17 protein-coding genes are annotated in these 19,819 nt (G+C 72.7%); 12 read left to right on the top strand and 5 right to left on the bottom strand.

Annotated features, from left to right (window positions below; translation table 11 throughout):
• Nucleotides 1-129: 129 nt before the first annotated feature.
• The 3 genes from OG472_RS26310 (at nucleotide 130) to OG472_RS26300 (ending at nucleotide 3,715) form a co-directional block, all read left to right on the top strand.
• Complete coding sequence (locus tag OG472_RS26310; RefSeq protein ID WP_405831559.1) at nucleotides 130-984, top strand: SDR family oxidoreductase; 855 nt, start codon at nucleotides 130-132, stop codon at nucleotides 982-984.
• Between the two features lie 245 nt (nucleotides 985-1,229).
• A complete protein-coding gene (gene rarD, locus OG472_RS26305; protein WP_405831557.1) occupies nucleotides 1,230-2,174 on the top strand; it encodes an EamA family transporter RarD in 945 nt (314 codons plus the stop codon).
• Between the two features lie 224 nt (nucleotides 2,175-2,398).
• Nucleotides 2,399-3,715: a M28 family metallopeptidase gene (locus OG472_RS26300; protein ID WP_405942118.1), complete on the top strand. Its 1,317-nt coding sequence runs from the start codon at nucleotides 2,399-2,401 to the stop codon at nucleotides 3,713-3,715.
• A gap of 99 nt (nucleotides 3,716-3,814) precedes the next feature.
• On the opposite strand, the gene OG472_RS26295 is transcribed toward OG472_RS26300, so the two are convergent.
• From OG472_RS26295 to OG472_RS26280, 4 genes are all read right to left on the bottom strand, one after another.
• A complete protein-coding gene (locus tag OG472_RS26295; RefSeq protein ID WP_401607490.1) occupies nucleotides 3,815-4,231 on the bottom strand; it encodes a hypothetical protein in 417 nt (138 codons plus the stop codon).
• On the bottom strand, nucleotides 4,228-4,431 hold the full coding sequence (locus OG472_RS26290; RefSeq protein ID WP_383573923.1) for a hypothetical protein: 204 nt from the start codon (nucleotides 4,429-4,431) through the stop codon (nucleotides 4,228-4,230). Before OG472_RS26290 ends, OG472_RS26295 begins: the two co-directional genes overlap by 4 nt.
• A gap of 105 nt (nucleotides 4,432-4,536) precedes the next feature.
• Nucleotides 4,537-5,739: a LolA family protein gene (locus tag OG472_RS26285; protein ID WP_405942117.1), complete on the bottom strand. Its 1,203-nt coding sequence runs from the start codon at nucleotides 5,737-5,739 to the stop codon at nucleotides 4,537-4,539.
• A gap of 231 nt (nucleotides 5,740-5,970) precedes the next feature.
• Nucleotides 5,971-6,981 carry a polyprenyl synthetase family protein gene (locus OG472_RS26280; protein WP_383573927.1) on the bottom strand — a complete coding sequence of 337 codons (1,011 nt, stop codon included), beginning with the start codon at nucleotides 6,979-6,981 and terminating at the stop codon, nucleotides 5,971-5,973.
• 467 nt (nucleotides 6,982-7,448) lie between these two features.
• On the opposite strand from OG472_RS26280, the gene OG472_RS26275 reads away from it, so the two are divergent.
• Nucleotides 7,449-9,470, top strand: coding sequence for a CocE/NonD family hydrolase (locus tag OG472_RS26275; protein ID WP_405942116.1), 2,022 nt, complete (start codon nucleotides 7,449-7,451; stop codon nucleotides 9,468-9,470).
• 185 nt (nucleotides 9,471-9,655) lie between these two features.
• Here OG472_RS26275 and OG472_RS26270 read toward each other — a convergent pair whose 3' ends face one another.
• Nucleotides 9,656-10,474 carry a Cof-type HAD-IIB family hydrolase gene (locus OG472_RS26270; RefSeq protein WP_401607498.1) on the bottom strand — a complete coding sequence of 273 codons (819 nt, stop codon included), beginning with the start codon at nucleotides 10,472-10,474 and terminating at the stop codon, nucleotides 9,656-9,658.
• Nucleotides 10,475-10,814: 340 nt separating this feature from the next.
• Here OG472_RS26270 and fahA point away from each other — a divergent pair, with 340 nt between their 5' ends.
• From fahA to OG472_RS26230, 8 genes are all read left to right on the top strand, one after another.
• On the top strand, nucleotides 10,815-12,038 hold the full coding sequence (gene fahA / locus OG472_RS26265) for a fumarylacetoacetase (protein WP_401607500.1): 1,224 nt from the start codon (nucleotides 10,815-10,817) through the stop codon (nucleotides 12,036-12,038).
• 139 nt (nucleotides 12,039-12,177) lie between these two features.
• Nucleotides 12,178-12,948, top strand: a complete 771-nt coding sequence (locus tag OG472_RS26260; protein WP_401607502.1) for a GntR family transcriptional regulator — start codon at nucleotides 12,178-12,180, stop codon at nucleotides 12,946-12,948.
• 33 nt (nucleotides 12,949-12,981) lie between these two features.
• Nucleotides 12,982-13,209, top strand: coding sequence for a ferredoxin family protein (locus tag OG472_RS26255; protein ID WP_030011381.1), 228 nt, complete (start codon nucleotides 12,982-12,984; stop codon nucleotides 13,207-13,209).
• A gap of 14 nt (nucleotides 13,210-13,223) precedes the next feature.
• Entirely contained in the window at nucleotides 13,224-14,570 is a 1,347-nt protein-coding gene (locus tag OG472_RS26250; protein WP_405942115.1) for an ABC transporter substrate-binding protein, read from the top strand.
• Nucleotides 14,567-15,454: an ABC transporter permease gene (locus tag OG472_RS26245; RefSeq protein WP_405831543.1), complete on the top strand. Its 888-nt coding sequence runs from the start codon at nucleotides 14,567-14,569 to the stop codon at nucleotides 15,452-15,454. Before OG472_RS26250 ends, OG472_RS26245 begins: the two co-directional genes overlap by 4 nt.
• Before the next feature lie 14 nt (nucleotides 15,455-15,468).
• Nucleotides 15,469-16,248 carry an ABC transporter ATP-binding protein gene (locus OG472_RS26240; RefSeq protein WP_401607509.1) on the top strand — a complete coding sequence of 260 codons (780 nt, stop codon included), beginning with the start codon at nucleotides 15,469-15,471 and terminating at the stop codon, nucleotides 16,246-16,248.
• A gap of 11 nt (nucleotides 16,249-16,259) precedes the next feature.
• The gene (locus OG472_RS26235; protein WP_405942114.1) at nucleotides 16,260-19,001 is read left to right on the top strand and encodes a fumarate reductase/succinate dehydrogenase flavoprotein subunit; all 2,742 of its coding nucleotides are present in this window, start codon (nucleotides 16,260-16,262) and stop codon (nucleotides 18,999-19,001) included.
• Nucleotides 19,002-19,122: 121 nt separating this feature from the next.
• Nucleotides 19,123-19,731, top strand: coding sequence for a hypothetical protein (locus OG472_RS26230; protein ID WP_405831540.1), 609 nt, complete (start codon nucleotides 19,123-19,125; stop codon nucleotides 19,729-19,731).
• Nucleotides 19,732-19,819: the final 88 nt, after the last annotated feature.

Here is a 19,819-nt window from a genome sequence, read left to right as displayed (position 1 = left end):
CCCGGAGTTCCGGGCTTCGGCGTGTCTCCCCCGCGCCTCGTACACAATCCCACGGGAAGCACTTTCTAAAAGTTAGCGCTTCCCGTAGGGTGGTGTTACTGCCCAGCGCCACCCACGGGAAGAGTCATCATGAGCATCGTCGTCACCGCCGCCACCGGAGCCCTCGGCCGTCTCGTCGTCGGGGAACTGCTGAACCGCCTCCCCGCCGACCAGGTCGCCGTCGTCGTCCGCGACAAGGAGAAGGCCGCCGACCTGGCGGAGCGCGGCGTCGAGGTCCGCGTCGCCGACTACGACGACGCCGAAGCACTGGCCGGGGCCTTCCGGGCCGGCGACCGGGTCCTGCTGATCTCCGGAAACGAGGTCGGGCGGCGCGTGGAGCAGCACACCGCCGTACTGGAGGCCGCGCGGGCCGCGGGCGTGGCGCAGTTCGCCTACACCGGGATCCTCGGCGGCCCCGAGGCGGACTTCGACCTCGCCGTCGACCACAAGGGCACCGAGCAGGCCGTCCTCGACTCCGGGATCCCGTACACCTTCCTGCGCAACGGCTGGTACCACGAGAACTACACGCACCACCTGTCCGTCGTCCTGGAGCACGGAGCGGTCGTGGCCAATGCGGGCGAGGGCCGGGTCGCCTCGGCAGCGCGGGCCGACTACGCGGCCGCCGCGGCCGAGGTGCTCACCGGCGAGGGCCACCTGAACCGGGTCTACGAGCTCTCCGGCGACGCCGCCTGGAGCTTCACGGAGTACGCGGCGGAGCTGTCGGCGCAGACCGGCCGGGAGATCGCGTACAAGGAGGTCCCGGCCGCCGAGCACCTGGCGATCCTGACCGGCGCCGGCGTCCCCGCACCCTTCGCCGCGGTCCTCGTCGACGTGGACGCGGCGATCGCCCGCGGCCGGCTGGCGGGCACCAGCGGTGACCTGGCCCGGCTGATCGGACGGCCGACGACCCCGGTGGCCGAGGCGATCAGCGCCGCACTGGCCTGATCCGAGTCCCCGGCGGGCAGCGGCGGAACCCGGCCGCGGGCCCTGGGCGGGCCTCAGGCGGGCTCGGGGCGGGCCTGAGGCGGGCTCGGGGCGGCTCGGAGGCGGCGGCCCGTGGCGGGCGGCACCACGGGCCCGTCCACGCAAGCCCCGGAAGATGTCATGAGTATCTCGTGATTACGGGCATGACATCCGGGCCGCGCGGCGCTACGGTCGTGAAGTTGGCTGGAAGTCGCACAGGAGGCCCCGTGAAGGCGGAGAACGAGCAGCGCACGGGTTTGCTCTACGGATTCGGCGCATACGGGATGTGGGGGCTGGTCCCCCTCTTCTGGCCGCTCCTGATGCCTGCGGGGGCCGTGGAGATCCTCGCCCACCGCATGACGTGGTCCCTGGCCGTGGTCGGGCTGGCGCTGCTCGCGGTGCGCCGCTGGGGCTGGATCCGGGAGCTGCTGCGCCAGCCGCGCAAGCTCGGCCTGACCGCGCTGGCCGCGTCGGTGATCAGCGTGAACTGGGGCCTCTACATCTGGTCGGTCAACAACGGCCACGTCGTCGAGTCGAGCCTCGGCTACTTCATCAATCCGCTGGTCAGCATCGCGATGGGCGTGCTCGTGCTCGGCGAGCGGCTGCGCCGCGTGCAGTGGGTGGCGGTCGGCATCAGCTTCGTCGCCGTCCTCGTGCTCGCCGTCGGCTACGGGCGGCCGCCGTGGATCTCGCTGGCCCTGGCCTGCTCCTTCGCGACGTACGGGCTGATCAAGAAGAAGCTCAACATGGGCGGGCTGGAGTCGCTGGCCGCCGAGACGGCCATGCTGTTCCTGCCGGCCCTGGGCTACCTGCTGTGGCTGGGCTCGCAGGGCCGGTCCAGCTTCACCTCGCAGGGTGTCGGGCACGCGCTCCTGCTGGCCGCGACCGGGCTGGTCACCGCGATCCCGCTGGTGCTCTTCGGGGCGGCCGCCATCCGCGTCCCGCTGTCCACCCTCGGGCTGCTCCAGTACATGGCCCCCGTCTTCCAGTTCGGGCTGGGCGTCCTGTACTTCCACGAGGCCATGCCGCCCGAGCGCTGGGCCGGCTTCTCCCTGGTGTGGGCCGCGCTCGCCCTCCTGACCTGGGACGCGCTGCGCACGGCACGGCGGTCCCGGGCGGCCCTCGGGGTGGCCCCCGCCGCCGCGCCGGCACCGGCTCGCGAGCCAGCGTAAGAGCCTGTCGGCAGGCACACACCAGCAAACGCTCCACACCCACGATCCCCGGTACAGGGCACCTGTACCGGGGATCGTCCGTTTTCCGAACTGCCCTGACCGAATTGTGGTCTTGACGGACAGTCATACTCTCGCTGAACATCAGGCTCGCACTGACGCACTAACGCTCACCTGCTCTATCCCGCTCGTTCCGTCAAATCCCCGCGGAATCCCGGAGCCCCCACATGAGCCTGTCCGTCTCCCGGCGCCTTGTTGCCGTGACCGCCTTCGCGGTCGCCGGCCTGATCGCCTCCACCGCCCCCGCCGCTCTCGCCGCCCCCACGGCGGTCACCGCGGCGCCGACCCCGCCCGACATCCCGCTGGCCAACGTCAAGGCCCACCTGTCGCAGTTCTCCACGATCGCCGCGAACAACGGCGGCAACCGCGCCCACGGCAGGGCCGGCTACAAGGCCTCGATCGACTACGTGAAGGGCAAGCTCGACGCGGCCGGCTTCACGACCACGCTGCAGACCTTCACCTCCAGCGGCGCCACCGGCTACAACCTGATAGCCGACTGGCCGGGCGGCGACCCCAACTCGGTGCTGATGTCCGGCTCGCACCTGGACTCGGTGACCGCGGGCGCCGGCATCAACGACAACGGCTCCGGCAGCGCCGCCGTCCTGGAGGCCGCGCTCGCCGTCTCCCGTGCGGGCCTGCAGCCGACGAAGCACCTGCGCTTCGGCTGGTGGGGCGCGGAGGAGCTGGGCCTGATCGGCTCGAAGTACTACGTCAACAACCTGCCGGCCGCCGAGAAGGCGAAGCTCTCCGGCTACCTGAACTTCGACATGATCGGCTCGCCGAACCCGGGCTACTTCGTCTACGACGACGACCCGACCATCGAGCAGACCTTCAAGAACTACTACGCGGGCCTCGGCATCCCGACCGAGATCGAGACCGAGGGCGACGGCCGCTCCGACCACGCGCCGTTCAAGAACGCGGGCATCCCGGTCGGCGGCCTGTTCTCCGGCGCCGACTACACGAAGACGGCGGCCCAGGCGCAGAAGTGGGGCGGGACCTCCGGTCAGGCCTTCGACCGCTGCTACCACTCCTCCTGCGACAGCCTGTCGAACATCAACGACACGGCCCTGGACCGCAACGCCGACGCCATCGCGTACGCGATCTGGAACCTCGGGGCGGGCACCCCGGTCCCGCCGGGCCAGTCCTTCGAGAACACGACGGACGTGAACATCCCCGACTCCCCCGCCGCCGCGGTCAGCTCGCCGATCACGGTCTCGGGTGTCGCGGGCAACGCCCCGGCCACCACCAAGGTGGACGTGAACATCGTCCACACCTACCGCGGTGACCTGGTGGTCGACTTGGTGGCCCCGGACGGCACGGTCTACAACCTGCACAACCGCACCGGCGGCAGCGCCGACAACCTCGTGCAGTCGTACACCGTCAACGCCTCCAGCGAGGTGGCGAACGGGGTCTGGAACCTCCGGGTCAAGGATGCGGCCGCGCAGGACATCGGCTACATCAACAGCTGGAAGATCACCTTCTAGGCGCACCGCCGGCCACGCGGCACACGGCCCGAGCACCGAGAGCACCGAGAGCTCCGGCACGATCCGACCCGATCGTGCCGGGGCTCGCCGCCGTCTCGGCTACGTCTCCTCGGCGCGGCCCTGCAGCGAGGCGGGCAGCGGTTCCTGGATCCGGGCGCGCAGCTCCTCGGCGACGGCCGCGATGTCCGCGCGGCCCAGCTTCGCCGCCTCCACGAGATCGCCGAGCTCCTCCGGCGAGGGCAGCTGCCGGGCCCCGGCCACGCGCAGGTACGAGCGGGTCGCGGCGGCCGCGTAGAACTCGTTCATCGGGGATTCCAGCGCCGGGCACACCGCGAGGGTGTGCAGAAACGCGGCGGCCCGCCACGCGGTGTCCGGGGCGGGCTGTTCGGGCACCAGGACGAGGTCGTTCTGGTGGCGGGCGACCGCGGCGGCCACCCCGGAGGGATCCCACACGGCGGGGTCGGACGGGAGATGGTGGGCCAGAGCGGTCCAGGCCCACTCCATGGTGATCTTCAATTCCCGAACCGCTCCTGGAAGTAGCCCCAGTGGTCGGCGAACTCCTCTATGCCGGACAGGAAGTTCTTCCGGTTCTCGTCGAGTTCGCGTTCGGTGACCTCGGTGATCAGCGCGGTGACCGTCGTCCCCAGGGCCGCCGCACGTGCCTTCAGGCGTTCGTGGAAGTCCTCGTCCAGGCGGATGGTGACGTGTCTCGACATGTCCAACACCGTACAGCGGGTGTGCTGTACGGACAGCCGGAATGCCGCAAGGGTGGGCAGGGACACAGTCCCGGCCCACCCTTGCGGCGCTCTCGTGCGGGGTGACTACTTGTTGGCGTCGGCCGCCTTCACCAGCGCGTCCTTGGTGACCGCGCCGACGTAGACCTTGCCGTCGTCGGTGACCAGGGCGTTGACCAGGCGGGTCGACAGGACCCGGCCCTCACCGAACTTCCCGGTGACCTTGTCCCCGAGGGAGTCGAGGAACTGCTTGGCCTCCTTCGGGGCGTTCTTGTCGTTCTCCAGGTCCTTCAGGCCCTTGCCGGCGCCCGAGTCGATCCGCGCGATGGTCGCCCAGCCCTCGCCGAGCACCTTCACGTCGCCCTGGCCGTTCGGACCGCCCAGCAGCCCGTCCAGGCCCGGGAAGGACTCCAGAGCCTTGAAGGAGTGGTCCTTGTCCCCCTTGCCCGAGCCGTCCACGCCCTCGGTCACCTTGGCGCCCTTGGGCGCGGTGAAGGTGAAGGTGTCGGCGGCCGGCTTGGCGAAGTCCACCTTGGTGAAGCCGGCGTCCACGATCGGCTTGCCGCCCTGGGCGGAGAGCAGCTGCACGCGCAGCGGCACGCCGTTCTTGGCGTCGACCGCGATCTGGACCGAGCCGACCGTGGAGCCGCTCTGCTTGGGCTTGAGCACCAGCTGGTAGGCGTCCCGGCCGGCCACCTGCGCGGTGTCGCCGACGCTGACGTCGGTGGTCGGGCCGGCGGCCTTCAGGAGCTCCTCGGCGATCTTCTGGGGGGAGGCACCCATCCGGTCGGCCGTCTTGTGGTCCTTGCCGGCGTCCTTGCCCGTCTGCGGGTTCTTCTCGTGGAAGACCTCGTTCGACTTGGAGTCGTAGCCCCAGACGTCGTCGCCGTTGTGGATGAGGATGTACTCGTCCTTGCCGTCCAGGAACGTGAGCTTCTGGCGGTCCGGGCCGTCTGCCGCGACGCGGAAGGTGTGCGTGCCGCTCGCCAGCTGCGCGACCTTGTCCTCCGGGTTGGCGGAGCCGCCGGCGACCCCGCCGCCGCCGAGCAGCCCGGTCGCGATCTTCGGGAGGCCCAGGTCGGTGCTGATCTTGGCCGTGCCCGACAGCTGCTGTACGTCGGAGGCGGCGACCTTCTCGATGAGCTGCTGCGCCGTCACCTTCGGCAGGTCGGGCCCGCCGGCGTTGGCGAAGGCCGGGACCATCGCCACGGTCGCCGCGGCAACACCCGCCACCGCCACCGGTACGGCGTACCGGGCGACCTTGCGAGAAGTCTTCGTGTTCGCTGCCATGTCAGTGCCCTGCCCTCTTGTGTCGACGGCGGCGACCGCCGTGTCGCCGCGCTCACCCGATCTGGTGGGGTTGATGACTCCATCTGACCAAATCACCGGCTCGGGGGCGTCAGCCCCCGGACGCAACTGTGCGTACGACCGTGGGATGACACGGGAAGGGCCCTCCTGCCCGGACCCGTAGGGGTCGCCGGGGCGGAAGGGCCCGTTCCGATAATGCGGGTGCCCGGGGGACTAGCCGGCGCGGTGCACCACGGCGTCGCAGAGCTCTTCGAGCGCCGCCTTCGCGAAGCACTCGGGCAGCGGGGCGAGCGTGGCCCGCGCCTCCTCCGCGTACCGGATGGTGTCGCGGCGGGCCTGCTCCAGGGCGGGGTGCGCCCGCAGCCGGGTCAGCACCTCGGCGTGGCGGGCGTCGTCCGTCAGGTCGCCGTCCAGGAGGCGTACGAGTTCCAGGTCCTCGGGGCGCCCGTCCCGTTCGGCCATCTCGCGCAGCCGCAGCACGGGCAGCGTCGGAATGCCCTCGCGCAGGTCGGTGCCCGGGGTCTTGCCGGACTCGTGCGCGTCGGAGGCGATGTCGAGGACGTCGTCGGCGAGCTGGAAGGCGGTGCCGAGCCGCTCGCCGTACTGGGTGAGGATGTCGACGACCGACTCGTCGGCGCCGGCCATGAGCGCGCCGAAGCGGCCGGATACGGCGATCAGCGAGCCGGTCTTGCCGGCGATGACGTCGAGGTAGTGGGCGACGGGGTCGCGGCCGTCGCGCGGACCGGCCGTCTCCAGGATCTGACCCGTCACCAGCCGTTCGAAGGCCTCGGCCTGGATGCGTACGGCCTCGGGTCCGAGGTCGGCCAGGATGTGCGAGGCGCGGGCGAAGAGGAAGTCGCCCGTCAGTACGGCGACCGAGTTGCCCCAGCGCGCGTTGGCGCTCTCGACGCCGCGGCGCACGTCCGCCTCGTCCATGACGTCGTCGTGGTAGAGCGTGGCCAGGTGCGTGAGCTCGACCACCACGGCGGACGGAACGATTCCGGGCGCGTAGGGATCCCCGAAACGGGACGCGAGCATCACCAGCAGCGGCCGGAACCGCTTGCCTCCGGCCCGGACCAGGTGCTGTGCGGCCTCGGTGATGAAGGGGACTTCGCTCTTGGTGGCCTCCAGCAGACCCGCCTCGACGGCGGCCAGTCCGGCCTGGACATCGGTCTCAAGAGCCTGGTCCCGCACGCTCAGTCCGAACGGCCCGACGACGGTCACGAGGGGTACTCCTGTCTGCTGACGATCACGCTGACGATCACATGGATTGTCGATGTGTCGCTGCCATCACTCAAGCCAGCGTATCGGGTCTGTTTTCGATCACCGAGAGCGCCTTCCCGGCCACCACCCGAGCGCTGTCCGATGCACACCGGTATGTTCTGGAGGAGCCGAAACAACCGGAGCATACGTTTTGTCCAGAATCGCGACCGCCTGGGACGAGCCCGCGGACACGGTGGCCGGGGGCGGCCCGGGGCTGAGCCCGGGCACCGCGGCCTCCGCCTCGGCGGCCTACGGGACCATGGTCCCCCTCCTCTCCGCCGCCGGCGGATGGCTCGCCGACCGCACTCCGCCGAGTACGCCCCGGCGCCCGACGCGATGCGCAGGGCCGTGTGGCGGATCCTCGGCGGCTGCCTCGCCTTCACCGTGCTCGCCACCCGTCCACTGAGGTCCATTGAGGTGGTTCACACATGATCATCCGTACCGCGTTCCCGTACGAGACCACCCACGAGGATGTCCGGATCCCGATGGCGGACGGTGTGGAGCTGTACGCGCGCGTCTGGCGCCCGGTGACGGACGAGCCGGTTCCGGCGCTGCTGGAGTACCTCCCGTACCGGCTCACCGACTGGACCGCGCCGCGCGACTGGCAGCGCCATCCCTGGTACGCGGGCCACGGATACGCCTCCGTACGGGTGGACGTGCGCGGCCACGGCTGCAGCGGCGGCCGCCCCGGCGACGAGTACGACGCCCGCGAGCTGGCGGACGGGGTCGCGGTGGTGGAGTGGCTGGCGGCGCAGCCGTGGTGCACGGGGGCGGTGGGGATGTTCGGGATCTCCTGGGGCGGCTTCAACTCCCTCCAGATCGCCGCCCTGGCCCCCGAGGCGCTGAAGGCGGTCGTCACCGTCTGCTCGACGGACGACCGGTTCGACAACGACGCGCACTACATGGGCGGCTCGGTGCTGGCCGTGGACATGCACGCGTGGGCGGCGACCATGCTGGCCTTCGCCTCCCGGCCGCCGGACCCGCTGTTCGCCGGCGACGGCTGGCGGCAGCAGTGGCTGGACCGGCTGGAGTCCGTCGAGCCGCTGATCCACACCTGGCTCTCGCACCAGACCCGCGACGCCTACTGGCGCCACGGCAGCGTCTGCGAGGACTACACGGCGATCGGCGCGGCGGTGCTCGCGGTGGGCGGCTGGCACGACCCCTGCCGGGACGCCGTGCTGCGGCTCGTCGAGCACCTGCCGTCCGGGCGCGTACGCGGCCTGATCGGGCCCTGGTCGCACCAGTACCCGGACCGCGGGCTGCCGCCCGGACCGGCGATCGGCTTCCTCCAGGAGACCCTGCGCTGGTGGGACCACTGGCTGAGGGGCACGGACAACGGGGTGATGGACGAGCCGCTGCTGCGCGCCTGGATCAGCGACTCGCACCCGCCGGCGACGGTGTACGAGGAGCTCCCGGGGCGCTGGGTCGGCGAGAAGGCCTGGCCTTCGGCGTCCGTGATCCCCGTCCCGTACGTGTTCCAGGGCGCGCCGGTGGACGTCGCCTCCCCGCAGCACACCGGAATGGACGCCGGCCGCTTCTTCCCCTTCGGCAACGACGCCGACCTGCCGCCGGACCAGCGGGAGGAGGACGCGAAGTCGGCCTGCTTCGAGTTCCCGGTGGGGGGCGGGGAGCCGGTGGAGATCCTGGGCCGGCCCTCGGTGACCCTGCGGCTGCGGCTCGACGTGCCGTACGGGCAGGTCGTGGCCCGGCTGTGCGACGTCGCCCCGGACGGCACCTCGACGCTGGTCACGCGGGGCGCCCTGAACCTGTCGGCCCGCCAGGGCCGGGACCGGGCCGTGCCGTGGCCGGTGGGCTCGTACGAGGACGTCACCTTCGAGCTGAACGGCATCGGCCACGCCTTCCCGCCCGGGCACCGGATCCGGCTGGCCGTGTCCTCCGCGTACTGGCCGTGGATCTGGCCGCGGGCCGGGTCCGAGGCCGGCTGGACCCTGGACCCGGCGGGCAGCGCGCTGACCCTGCCGGTGCGGGCCGCGTCCGCCGCGTCCGCCGCGTCCGCCGTGGACGAGGGGATCGTCTTCGAGCCGCCGGAGCAGGCGCCGCCGCTGGGGGTCGCCTTCCCGGCCACGCTGGACGAACCGCGCCCGGAGCGGCTGGTCGTACGGGACGTCGCGCGCGGGACGTGGCGGCTGGAGGTGGACCCGCGGTACGGGGGCACTCGGGTGTACCCGGACGGCCTGGAGTACGGGGAGGACGCGGAGGAGGTGTACGAGATCCAGGACGCGGACGCGCTGTCGGCGCGCACGTTCTCGCGGTGGCGGATCCGGCTCCACCGGCCGGAACTGGGCTGGGACGCGCGGGTGGAGACCCGGTCGGAGATCCGTTGCGACGAGGGCGGCTTCCTGACGTCGAACGAGGTGGTGTGCCGGGAGGGGGACGAGGTGGTCTTCCACCGGACGTGGGAACGCCGTCTGCCGCGCGCGGCGGGCTGAGCGGGGCCGACCGCCCCGGCGGGCGGCCCCGGGGCTCCGCCCCGGACCCCGCTCCTCAAACGCCGGAGGGGCTGGGATTGCCCTGCGGGCAACCACGCCGCACCCGGCGGCCGGCGCCGGCCGAATCCAGCCTCGCCGGCGATTGAGGCGCGGGGGTGCGGGGGCGGCGCCCCCGGAGACGGCGGTCAGCCGAAGAGCCGTTCCAGCACCACCGCGATGCCGTCGTCCTCGTTGGACAAGGTGATCTCGTCGGCCACCGCCACCAGCTCGTGGTGGGAATTGGCCATGGCCACCCCGTGGGCGGCCCACGCGAACATCGGGACGTCGTTCGGCATGTCCCCGAAGGCGATCGTCCCGGCCGGGGACGCCCCCAGGACGTCCGCCGCCCGCGCGAGCCCGCTGGCCTTGTCGATGCCGGGCGGCTGGAGTTCCACCGTGTGCTCGCCCGCCATCGTGACGTTCACCATGTGGCCGACCACCGACCGCGCCACCCGTGTCAGTTCGTCGTCGTCCAGCTCCGGGTGCTGGAGCAGCACCTTGTTGATCGGCGCCGACCACAGGTCGCAGCGCCGCGGGACGCGGACCGTCGGCAGGTGGGGGTGCCACATCCGGTAGCCCGGCCCTATCAGCATCTCCGCGTCCAGGCCCTCCTGGTTGACCGCGGCGTAGACCTCGCCGATCTCCGCCTCGATCTTGCCGAGGGCCACCTCGGCAAGATCCCGGTCCATGGAGACGGAGCGCAGCAGGCGTCCGCGCGCCGCGTCGTACACCTGCGCGCCCTGCCCGCACACCGCGAGCCCCGTGTAGCCGAGCCGGTCGAGGACGTGTCGGACCTGGGGAACGGGGCGTCCGGTGACGATGATGTGCTGGGCGCCGGCCGCGCGCGCCCTCGCGAGCGCCTCGTACGAGCGGGCGGAGACGGTGTCCCCGGCTTGCAGCAGAGTCCCGTCCAGGTCTGTGGCGATCAAGGCGTAGGGGAGGGCCGGAGGCGGGGCGGAAGTCACGGCGCCTAGGATACGGACCCCTTTGGACAAGTCCTACAAATAGAGCCCGAATCCGGCCTCCCCCACGTCCCATCCGTCACTTTGACGCGCTCCCGTGTCGAACGGGACAGGGACGGGGCAGGGAAGTGCACAACCCCGACCGTAGAGCCCTCGATCGGCAGCACGCACCAAAAGATCAGATATGACCGGAACTGTGGATACCTGACCACGAGCGTCGTCCCGGGGTGTGTTTCATCTCCGACCGGGTGCCCGCGCTTTCCCGCGGGATCCTGAGTAGCGTGTCCCGCACCCGTGTCTACCGGGACACCCCCGGACCGCGTCGAAAGCGAGGCAGCACCCCATGCCCCAGCAGAGCCCCCTCGATCTCCCCGAGGGCGACCCGTTCGGGCCGCACAACCTCCCGTACGGCGTCTTCTCGACGTCCCCGGAGGACCGCCGCCGGATCGGCGTGCGGATCGGCGGGCACGTGCTCGACGCGGGGGCGGCCGCCGCCGCGCTCGGTTCCCCGTACGCCGGGCTGCTCGGGCAGTCCTCCCTCAACCCGCTGCTGGCCGCCGGGCGCACCGCCTGGCGCGACGTGCGCCGCGCGCTGACCGCCTGGGTGACCGACCCCGGCCACCGCGCCACGGTCGAGCCGCACCTGCTGCCGCTCGACGAGGTCACCCTGCACCTGCCGTACGAGGTCGCCGACTACGTCGACTTCTACGCGAGCGAGCACCACGCCACCAACGTCGGGCGGATGTTCCGCCCGGACGGCGACGCGCTGACGCCCAACTGGAAGCACCTGCCCATCGGTTACCACGGCCGCTCCGGCACCATCGTGGTCTCCGGGACCGACGTCGTACGGCCCTCCGGGCAGCGCAAGGCGCCCACCGACCCGGCGCCGGTCTTCGGCCCGTCCGTCAAGCTCGACATCGAGGCGGAGGTCGGCTTCGTCGTCGGCACGCCCTCCGAGCTGGGCCGCCCGGTGCCGCTGGCCGACTTCGAGGACCACGTCTTCGGGCTGTTCCTGCTCAACGACTGGTCCGCGCGCGACATCCAGGCCTGGGAGTACGTGCCGCTGGGCCCCTTCCTCGGCAAGTCCTTCGCCACCTCCGTCTCCGCGTGGGTCACCCCGCTGGAGGCCCTGGACGCGGCCCGCGTCACCCCGCCGGCCCGGGACTTCCCGCTCCTGCCGTACCTGGACGACGCCGAGCTCGACCGCCCCGGCGGCTTCGACCTGAGCATCACCGTCTCCATCAACGGTCAGGAGGTGGCGCAGCCGCCGTTCGCGTCGATGTACTGGACCGCCGCCCAGCAGCTGGCGCACATGACCGTCAACGGCGCCTCCCTGCGCACCGGCGACGTGTACGGCTCCGGCACCGTCAGCGGCCCCGAGACCGGCCAGCGCGGCTCGCTGCTGGAGCTGACCTGGAACGGCCGGGACGCGATCGAGCTCGCCGACGGCAAGCGCACCTTCCTGGAGGACGGGGACACCGTCACCCTCACCGCCTGGGCCCCGGGCCCGGACGGGACGCGCGTCGGCCTCGGCGAGGTCACCGGCCGCATCGTGGGACAGCGCTAGTCCACCCCTCGGTCGGCGGGGTGGCGGATCTTTCCGCCACCCCGCCGAAACCGCAGCTCAGAGCTTTGTGAATGCGCCGTCAGGTGGCGCAACACTGCAGCAACACCACCGCCTGCGGGCCCCCGGTACGTTCCCTGCCATGCCAGCCGAACGCACCGCCACGCACACCGTCCCGGTCGCCGCCGCGCGCCGCCGGCGGCTGCGCGCGGACCAGGCGCGACAGCTCGCCGACCTGCTCCGCCACCAGATCCTGGCGGGCGGCTACCCCGACGGGGTCCTCCCCCTGGAGGGCGCCCTCGCCGCCGACTACGGCGCCGGCCGCAACACCGTCCGCCAGGCCCTCGACCTGCTGCGCGGCGAGCGGCTGGTGGAGCGCCGGCCGGGTGTCGGCACGGTCGTCGTCTGCGAGAAGTACCCGCACGGCCTGGACCGCCTCCAGGGCCTGGCCGAGACCCTGCACGAGCACGGCCGGGTGACCAACGAGGTCCGCACGGTCGGGCCCGTGCGCGCCCCCGCCCCCGTCGCCGGCCGCCTCGGCCTGCCCGAGCACGCCGACGTGCTCTACATCGAACGGCTGCGGCGCCTGAACGGGCTGCCGCTCTCCCTCGACCTCACTTACGTGCCGATGGACATCGGAGCCGAGCTGCTGGGCTGCGACCTGGAGAACACGGACGTCTTCCGGCTCCTGGAACAGCTGACCGGGCAGCCGCTCGGCCACGCCGAGATCACCCTCGAGGCCGTCAACGCCGACGCGCACTCCGCCGCCGTCCTGCAGGCCCCGCGCGGGGCCGCCGTCCTGATGCTCGAACGGCTCACCCATCTGCGCGACGGCCGGCCCGTGGACCTGGAGTTCATCCGCTTCCGCGGCGACCGGATCACCATGAGCGGCCTGCTGCGCCGCTCCCTCTAAGCCACCGCCACACCCCCTTCCCTGGAGACAGCCATGCCTGTGGTCCCCCAGCGCGGCGACGTGCCCGTGACCATCGACGAGTCCCTGTGCATCGACGGCTGCACCCTCTGCGTCGACATGTGTCCGCTCGACTCGCTCGCGATCCGCGAGGACAACGGCAAGGCCTACATGCACGTGGACGAGTGCTGGTACTGCGGCCCGTGCGCCGCCCGCTGTCCCACCGGCGCGGTCACCGTCAACATGCCCTACCTGCTCCGGTGAAAGGCCCCACCTCCATGCGTACGAAGGCTCTCGCGCCCGCACTCGTCCTGCTCCTCGCCCCGCTCGCCACGGCCTGCGGCGGCGACGCCTCCGGGGCGTCCGGCTCCCGGACGGTCACCGTGACCGTCGGCTACCAGTCCAAGACCATCAACACCGTCACCGCCGGCACCCTGCTGCGCTCCCTCGGCTATTTCGAGCAGGAACTCGCCGCGCGCGGCAAGCAGGACGGCGTCACCTACAAGGTGGACTGGCAGGATTACGCCACCGGCGCCCCGATCACCGCCCAGATGACCGCCGGGAAGATCGACATCGGCTCGATGGGCGATTTCCCGCTCCTCATCAACGCGGCGCGCGGCAAGGAGCTGAAGCAGCCCACCCACCTCGTCTCCGTGACCGGCTACAACCTGCGCGGCGGCCTCAACACCGTGGTCACCGCTCCGGATTCGAAGCTGGAGTCCCTCGCCGACCTGCGCGGCAAGAAGGTGTCCACGAGCGTGGGCTCCGCCGCCGACGGCACCCTCGTACGGGCCCTGCAGCGCGCGGGGATCGACCCGGAGAGCGGCATCCAGAAGCTCAACCAGCAGCCCAGCGTGGGCGCTTCGGCCCTCCAGGCGGGCAGCGCGGACGCGTTGTCGCAGTTCGTGGCGTGGCCGGGGCAGCTCGCGTACGAGGGGCGGGCGAAGGCCCTCTACGACGGCGCCGAGCTGAACCTGCCGACCTTCCACGGGGTCACCGTGCGCGAGAAGTTCGCGAAGGAGCGGCCGGGCGTACTGGACGACTTCCTGCGGGCGCAGCGCAAGGCCACCGACCACCTGCGCGCGGAGCCGGTGGCGGCCGCCGAGTCGGTGGCCAAGGAGACCGGTCTGCCGGCGGAGGTGGTGTACCTCTACAACGGCGCGAACGGCATCGCCACCTTCGACCCGGCGCTGCGCCCGGAGCTGATCGACGCGCTGAAGCAGGACGTGCCGGTGCTGCAGGCCGGCAAGCTCGTCGGCGACGTGGACGTGGACGCCTTCGTGGACCCCGAGCCCCTGAAGCGGGTGGCGGCCGGCGCGCCGGAGTACCCGAAGGCGTCGGCCCCCAAGTCCGAGCTGTGGCTGAAAGGCCAGACCCGGACGCAGTCCTTCGACTCCCCGCGCGAGCTGCTGAAGGCGGCGCGCGGCGCGGACGTCCGGGCGGCGTACGTGCCGGACGCGGTGACCGGCACGCTGTGGTTCGCGGACAAGGCCGTGTGGGTGGCCGAGGGGTCCGAGCTGCGCGCCTTCGTCACGCCGGCGGGCGCGAAGTCGTACGTCGACCAGCACCAGGGATCCGGGGCGCGGATCCTGAGCTTCGCCGAGGCCGGGGCCCTGGCGTCATGACGGGCGCCCGCTGGCTGCTGCGGGCGGCCTCGCTCGGGGCGGCGCTCCTGCTGTGGCAGGGGCTGACCTCGCTCGACGTGAACCTGTGGCTGCGCTTCGAGCAGTTCCCGACGGTGGGCGAGATCGCCTCGACGTTCGCGGAGCGGGCCGGGACCGGGCCCTACTGGCAGGACCTGGCCTCCAGCCTGCGCCGGATCGTGACGGGCTTCGCGCTCGCCGCCGTCCTGGGCGTGGTGGTGGGCACGGCGGTCGCCCGGTCCCGGATCGCGGCCGACGTGGTGGGCCCGCTGCTGGAGGTGCTGCGTCCGATCCCGGCCATCGCGCTGGTGCCGGTGGCGATCCTGATGTTCCCGTCCAACGAGCAGGGGATCGTCTTCATCACCTGCGCGGCCGCCTTCTTCCCGGTGCTGGTCTCGACGCGGCACGCGGTGCGGGCGCTGGCCCCGGTGTGGGAGGAGGCGGTCCTGACGATGGGCGGCGGGCGGGCGCGGGTGCTGTTCTCCGTGGTCCTGCCCGGGGCCCTGCCGGGCATCTTCGGGGGCCTGTCGGTCGGCATCGGGGTGTCGTGGATCTGCGTGATCTCGGCCGAGATGATCTCCGGCGAGTACGGGGTCGGCTACCGCACCTGGCAGGACTACACGGTGGTCGACTACCCCGGCGTCTTCGTCGGCATGGTCACCATCGGCGCGCTGGGCTGGCTGACGTCCACGGCGGTGGAGCGCGCGGGCCGCCGCCTGACGCGGTGGCTGCCGGCGCGCGACGCCGTGGCCGCCGCGGCGGCCCTCCCGCGGCCCCGCCCGCCGCAGGTCCGCGCCGAGACGGGCCCCGATGCCCCCCGTCCCGCCTCCGAAGCCGGGGCGGAACACGCGAAGCTCCGTACATGAGAGGTGACCTCGCCATGAGCCTGACCGATGTCGCGACCACCCCGGTCGACGCACCGCCCCGAGGGGCCCGGCTCGCACTGCGCGGGGTGCGGCTCGGCCACCGCGGGAACGTGGTGCTCGACGGGGTCGACCTCGCGGTCGACGCCGGGGAGGTGCTGGCCGTGGTGGGCCCGTCCGGATGCGGGAAGTCCACACTGCTGCGCACCCTGGCCGGTCTGCTGCCCGCGCTGGGCGGCACCGTCGAACAGGACGGGCGGCCGCTGACCGGCCCGGACGCCGACCGCGCCCTGGTCTTCCAGGACGACGCCCTGCTCCCCTGGCGCACGGTCCGCGCCAACGTCGAACTCCCCCTCGCCATCAGGCGCTCCCGCACCGGCGGGCCCGGCCGGCCGTCGCGGGCGGAGCGGCGGCGGGCTGCCGGGGAGTGGCTGGAGCGCGTCGGTCTCGGCGGCCACGCCCACCGGCTCCCGCACCAGCTCTCCGGCGGCCAGCGCCAGCGCGTGCAGCTGGCCCGCGCCCTCGCGGCGCGCCCGCGCGCCGTCCTGATGGACGAGCCGTTCGGGGCGCTCGACGCGCAGACCCGGGCCGAGATGCAGGACCTCCTCGTGGACGTCCTCGCCGGCACCGGCGCGACCGTCGTCTTCGTCACCCACGACGTGGACGAGGCCCTCTTCGTCGGGGACCGCGTCGCCCTGCTCGGCACCGGTGAGGTGGTGTCCGTACCGCATCCCCGCGACCGTGGCCGCGCGGCGACGCACGCCGCCCTGCGGCAGCAGATCATCGACTCTCTCTGAAAGGCAGCACCGTGGACATCCCCGCGATCGGCGACGCCGAGGAACTCTCCTGCGACGTCCTCGTCATCGGCGGCGGCACCGCCGGCACGATGGCGGCGCTGACCGCCGCCGAGCACGGGGCCGGCGTCCTGCTGCTGGAGAAGGCCCACGTACGCCACTCCGGCGCCCTCGCCATGGGCATGGACGGGGTCAACAACGCCGTCGTCCCCGGCCGCGCCGAGCCCGACGACTACGTCGCCGAGATCACCCGCGCCAACGACGGCATCGTCGACCAGTCCACGGTCCGCCAGACCGCCACCCGCGGGTTCGCGATGGTGCAGCGCCTGGAGTCGTACGGGGTGAAGTTCGAGAAGGACGAGCACGGCGAGTACGCCGTGCGCCAGGTCCACCGCTCGGGCTCGTACGTGCTGCCCATGCCCGAGGGCAAGGACGTCAAGAAGGTCCTCTACCGGCAGTTGCGGCGCCGCGAGATGCGGGAGCGGATCCGGATCGAGAACCGGGTGATGCCGGTGCGGGTCCTCACCTCGCCCGAGGACGGCCGGGCGATCGGCGCGGTCGGCTTCAACACCCGGACGGGCGCCTTCGTGACGGTGCGCGCGGGCGCGGTGATCCTGGCGACCGGCCCCTGCGGACGCCTCGGCCTGCCGGCCTCCGGATACCTCTACGGCACCTACGAGAACCCGACCAACGCGGGCGACGGCTACGCCATGGCCTACCACGCGGGCGCCGCGCTGACGGGGATCGAGTGCTTCCAGATCAACCCGCTGATCAAGGACTACAACGGCCCGGCCTGCGCGTACGTCGCGAACCCCTTCGGCGGCTACCAGGTCAACCGGCACGGCGAGCGGTTCGTGGACTCCGACTACTGGTCGGGCCAGATGATGGCGGAATTCGCCGCCGAACTCGCCTCGGACCGCGGCCCGGTGTACCTGAAGCTCAGCCATCTTCCGGAGGAGTCGGTGGCCTCGCTGGAATCGATCCTGCACACCACCGAGCGGCCGACGCGCGGCACCTTCCACGCGGGCCGCGGCCACGACTACCGCACGCACGACATCGAGATGCACATCTCGGAGATCGGGCTGTGCGGGGGCCACTCGGCGTCGGGCGTCCGCGTCGACGACCACGCCCGCACCACCGTGCCGCGGCTGTACGCCGCCGGGGACCTGGCTTCCGTACCGCACAACTACATGATCGGGGCGTTCGTCTTCGGTGACCTGGCGGGCGCGGACGCGGCCGGGTACACGGCGTACGAGGGCGAGTTGCCGGCCGGCCAGGTGGCGGCGGCCCACGAGCTGATCTACCGGCCGCTGCGCAACCCGGAGGGCCCGCCGCAGCCGCAGGTGGAGTACAAGCTGCGGCGGTTCGTGAACGACTACGTGGCCCCGCCGAAGACGGGCGCGAAGCTCTCGCTCGCCGTGGCCGCCTTCGACCGGATGACCGGCGAGATCGCGGAGATGGGAGCGACCACCGCGCACGAGCTGATGCGGTGCGCGGAGGTGTCGTTCATCCGCGACTGCGCGGAGATGGCGGCCCGTTCCTCGCTGGCCCGCACCGAGTCCCGCTGGGGCCTCTACCACGAGCGGCTCGACCACCCGGAGCGCGACGACACGGGCTGGCTGTACCACCTGGACCTGCGCAAGTCGGCCTCGGGTGCGATGGAGTTCACGGCCCGGCCGGTGGAGCCGTACCTGGTGCCGGTCGACGGGTTCGCCCCGGCCGGCGGCCCCTCGCGGCACCTGGGCGAGGTCGCCCTGGTCCCGGTGGCCACGGCGGGCCCCCGCCAGTCCCCTCCGGCGGGGCGCGGGGAAGGCCCCGGGGCCCCCGGCTCCGCGGGCTCGGCGCCTGCCGCAGTGGAGCGCCTGCCCGCCGAGCGGGCGGGAGACGCCTCGCCGCGGATCCTGGAACTGCTCGCCCTGGCGGAGGAGTCACCCGGCCTGGACCTCCTGCGTCCCTATCTCGACGACCCCGATCCCGCGGTCCGGGCGGCGGCCGTCGCCGCGCTCGGCGAGACCGTCCCCGCGGGGGCCGGGCCGGCACTGGCGGACCGGCTCGCGGACGGGGCTCCGGCCGTACGGGCGGCCGCCGCGGCCGCGCTGCGCGAGCTGGTGGAGGTGCTGCCGGGCGGGCCGGAGCTGGCGGCCGGGCTGCGCGCCGCGCTGGCCGTGCCCGACGCGGTGGTGCGCTCGGCCGCGCTCGAAGCCCTGCGGGCGCTGCGGCTGGGCGGCGCGGAGCTGTACGCCGCCTCGCTGGCCGATGCCGACCCGGAGGTCCGTATCCACGCGGTGCGGGCGCTGGTCTCGGTGGACGCGGTCCCGGCGCTGGCCGCGGCCGCTTCGGATCCGGCCCGCGAGGTCCGGGTGGCGGTGGCCAAGGGGCTGGCCGCGGTGCGCGATCCGGCGCCGGCGCCGCTGGACCCGCTGCTCGCGGACGCCGACCCGCTGGTGCGGGGTGCGGCGCTGGGCGCCCTGGCCTCGGTCGGCTGCCCTGACGGGTACGCGCACACCGCGGTGGCGGCCCTGGCCGACGCGGCCTGGCAGGTCCGGGCGGGGGCGGCGGCCGGGCTGTCGGCGGCCGCCCCGGAAGCGGCGGTACCGGCTCTGGCCAAGGCCTTGGCCGACGCCAACGCGGACGTCCGCAAGGCGGCGGTCCTGTCCCTGCTGGCCCACCGGGGTTCCGCGGAGGCCCGGACCGCGCTCGCCACTGCGGTCACGGACCCGGACGCGGACGTCCGCGCGTACGCGGCCCGCGCCTGAGGGGCGCCGGGGCCCCGTTCGGAGGCGCGCCGCGTGCGGCGGGCGGGACGGGCCGGGATGGTGGACGGACGAATGGAAGCGGGAACCCGTACCCCGTACCCCCACCGCGAGGAGCCCCGCCATGTACGTACGCAGTCTGAAGACCGCCCTCGCCTGTGCGGCCGCCGTGTCCCTCGGCCTGACCGCCGTGGCTCCGGCCCAGGCGGTCGAAGGGCCCGCGCCCGACCCGCGCAACGCGCAGGCCATGCGGGACATGGCGACGGCGATCGCGGCGACGGCCAGGTACGCGGACGAGCGGGAGGCCGTCAAGGACGGGTACGTCCCCCACGGCGAGGAGTGCATGACCAACCCGTTCGGGGTGGGCGCCATGAACTACCACTACGTCAAGCAGGCCAACTGGGGTTCGAAGGACCCCGCCAGGCCGACCGCGCTCCTCTACAGCCGGGAGAAGGACCGGGGCGGCCGCCGCAGGCTGGAGACCGTGGAGTGGATGTCCACCGACCGGGACCAGGACCTGAAGACGGCCGACGACCGTCCGAGCATGTTCGGGCTGCCCTTCGACGGGCCGATGCCGGGCCACTGGGCGGGCATGCCCAAGCACTACGACCTGCACATGTGGGCGTACAAGAAGAACCCGGCCGGCCGCTTCCACAACTGGAACCCGGCCCTGACCTGCCCGAAGAAGGCACCCACCCCGGGCAAGCCCCCCGCCCACGCGCACGGCCGCTAGTCCGCGCCCGCCGATGCAGTCAAGTGCCATGCGCATATGACTCACCCATAGGGACGGCCTTTCGCGAGAACTGCGGCGATACGCTGAA

This window comes from Streptomyces sp. NBC_00207 (assembly GCF_045160965.1).
Classification (GTDB): Bacteria; Actinomycetota; Actinomycetes; order Streptomycetales; family Streptomycetaceae; genus Streptomyces.
The sequence above is the reverse complement of the archived record's forward strand: the minus strand, read 5'-3'. Positions and strand labels throughout refer to the sequence as shown.

What these genes read in the sequence shown, in the direction of transcription:
- OG472_RS26245 (WP_405831543.1), top strand. Translation starts at nt 14,567, where the DNA reads ATGACGGGCGCCCGCTGGCTGCTGCGGGCGGCCTCGCTCGGGGCGGCG.
- OG472_RS26240 (WP_401607509.1), top strand. Translation starts at nt 15,469, where the DNA reads ATGAGCCTGACCGATGTCGCGACCACCCCGGTCGACGCACCGCCCCGA.
- OG472_RS26310 (WP_405831559.1), top strand. Translation starts at nt 130, where the DNA reads ATGAGCATCGTCGTCACCGCCGCCACCGGAGCCCTCGGCCGTCTCGTC.
- OG472_RS26260 (WP_401607502.1), top strand. Translation starts at nt 12,178, where the DNA reads ATGCCAGCCGAACGCACCGCCACGCACACCGTCCCGGTCGCCGCCGCG.
- fahA (WP_401607500.1), top strand. Translation starts at nt 10,815, where the DNA reads ATGCCCCAGCAGAGCCCCCTCGATCTCCCCGAGGGCGACCCGTTCGGG.
- OG472_RS26255 (WP_030011381.1), top strand. Translation starts at nt 12,982, where the DNA reads ATGCCTGTGGTCCCCCAGCGCGGCGACGTGCCCGTGACCATCGACGAG.
- OG472_RS26230 (WP_405831540.1), top strand. Translation starts at nt 19,123, where the DNA reads ATGTACGTACGCAGTCTGAAGACCGCCCTCGCCTGTGCGGCCGCCGTG.
- OG472_RS26250 (WP_405942115.1), top strand. Translation starts at nt 13,224, where the DNA reads ATGCGTACGAAGGCTCTCGCGCCCGCACTCGTCCTGCTCCTCGCCCCG.
- OG472_RS26290 (WP_383573923.1), bottom strand. Translation starts at nt 4,431, where the DNA reads ATGTCGAGACACGTCACCATCCGCCTGGACGAGGACTTCCACGAACGC.
- OG472_RS26275 (WP_405942116.1), top strand. Translation starts at nt 7,449, where the DNA reads ATGATCATCCGTACCGCGTTCCCGTACGAGACCACCCACGAGGATGTC.
- OG472_RS26300 (WP_405942118.1), top strand. Translation starts at nt 2,399, where the DNA reads ATGAGCCTGTCCGTCTCCCGGCGCCTTGTTGCCGTGACCGCCTTCGCG.
- OG472_RS26285 (WP_405942117.1), bottom strand. Translation starts at nt 5,739, where the DNA reads ATGGCAGCGAACACGAAGACTTCTCGCAAGGTCGCCCGGTACGCCGTA.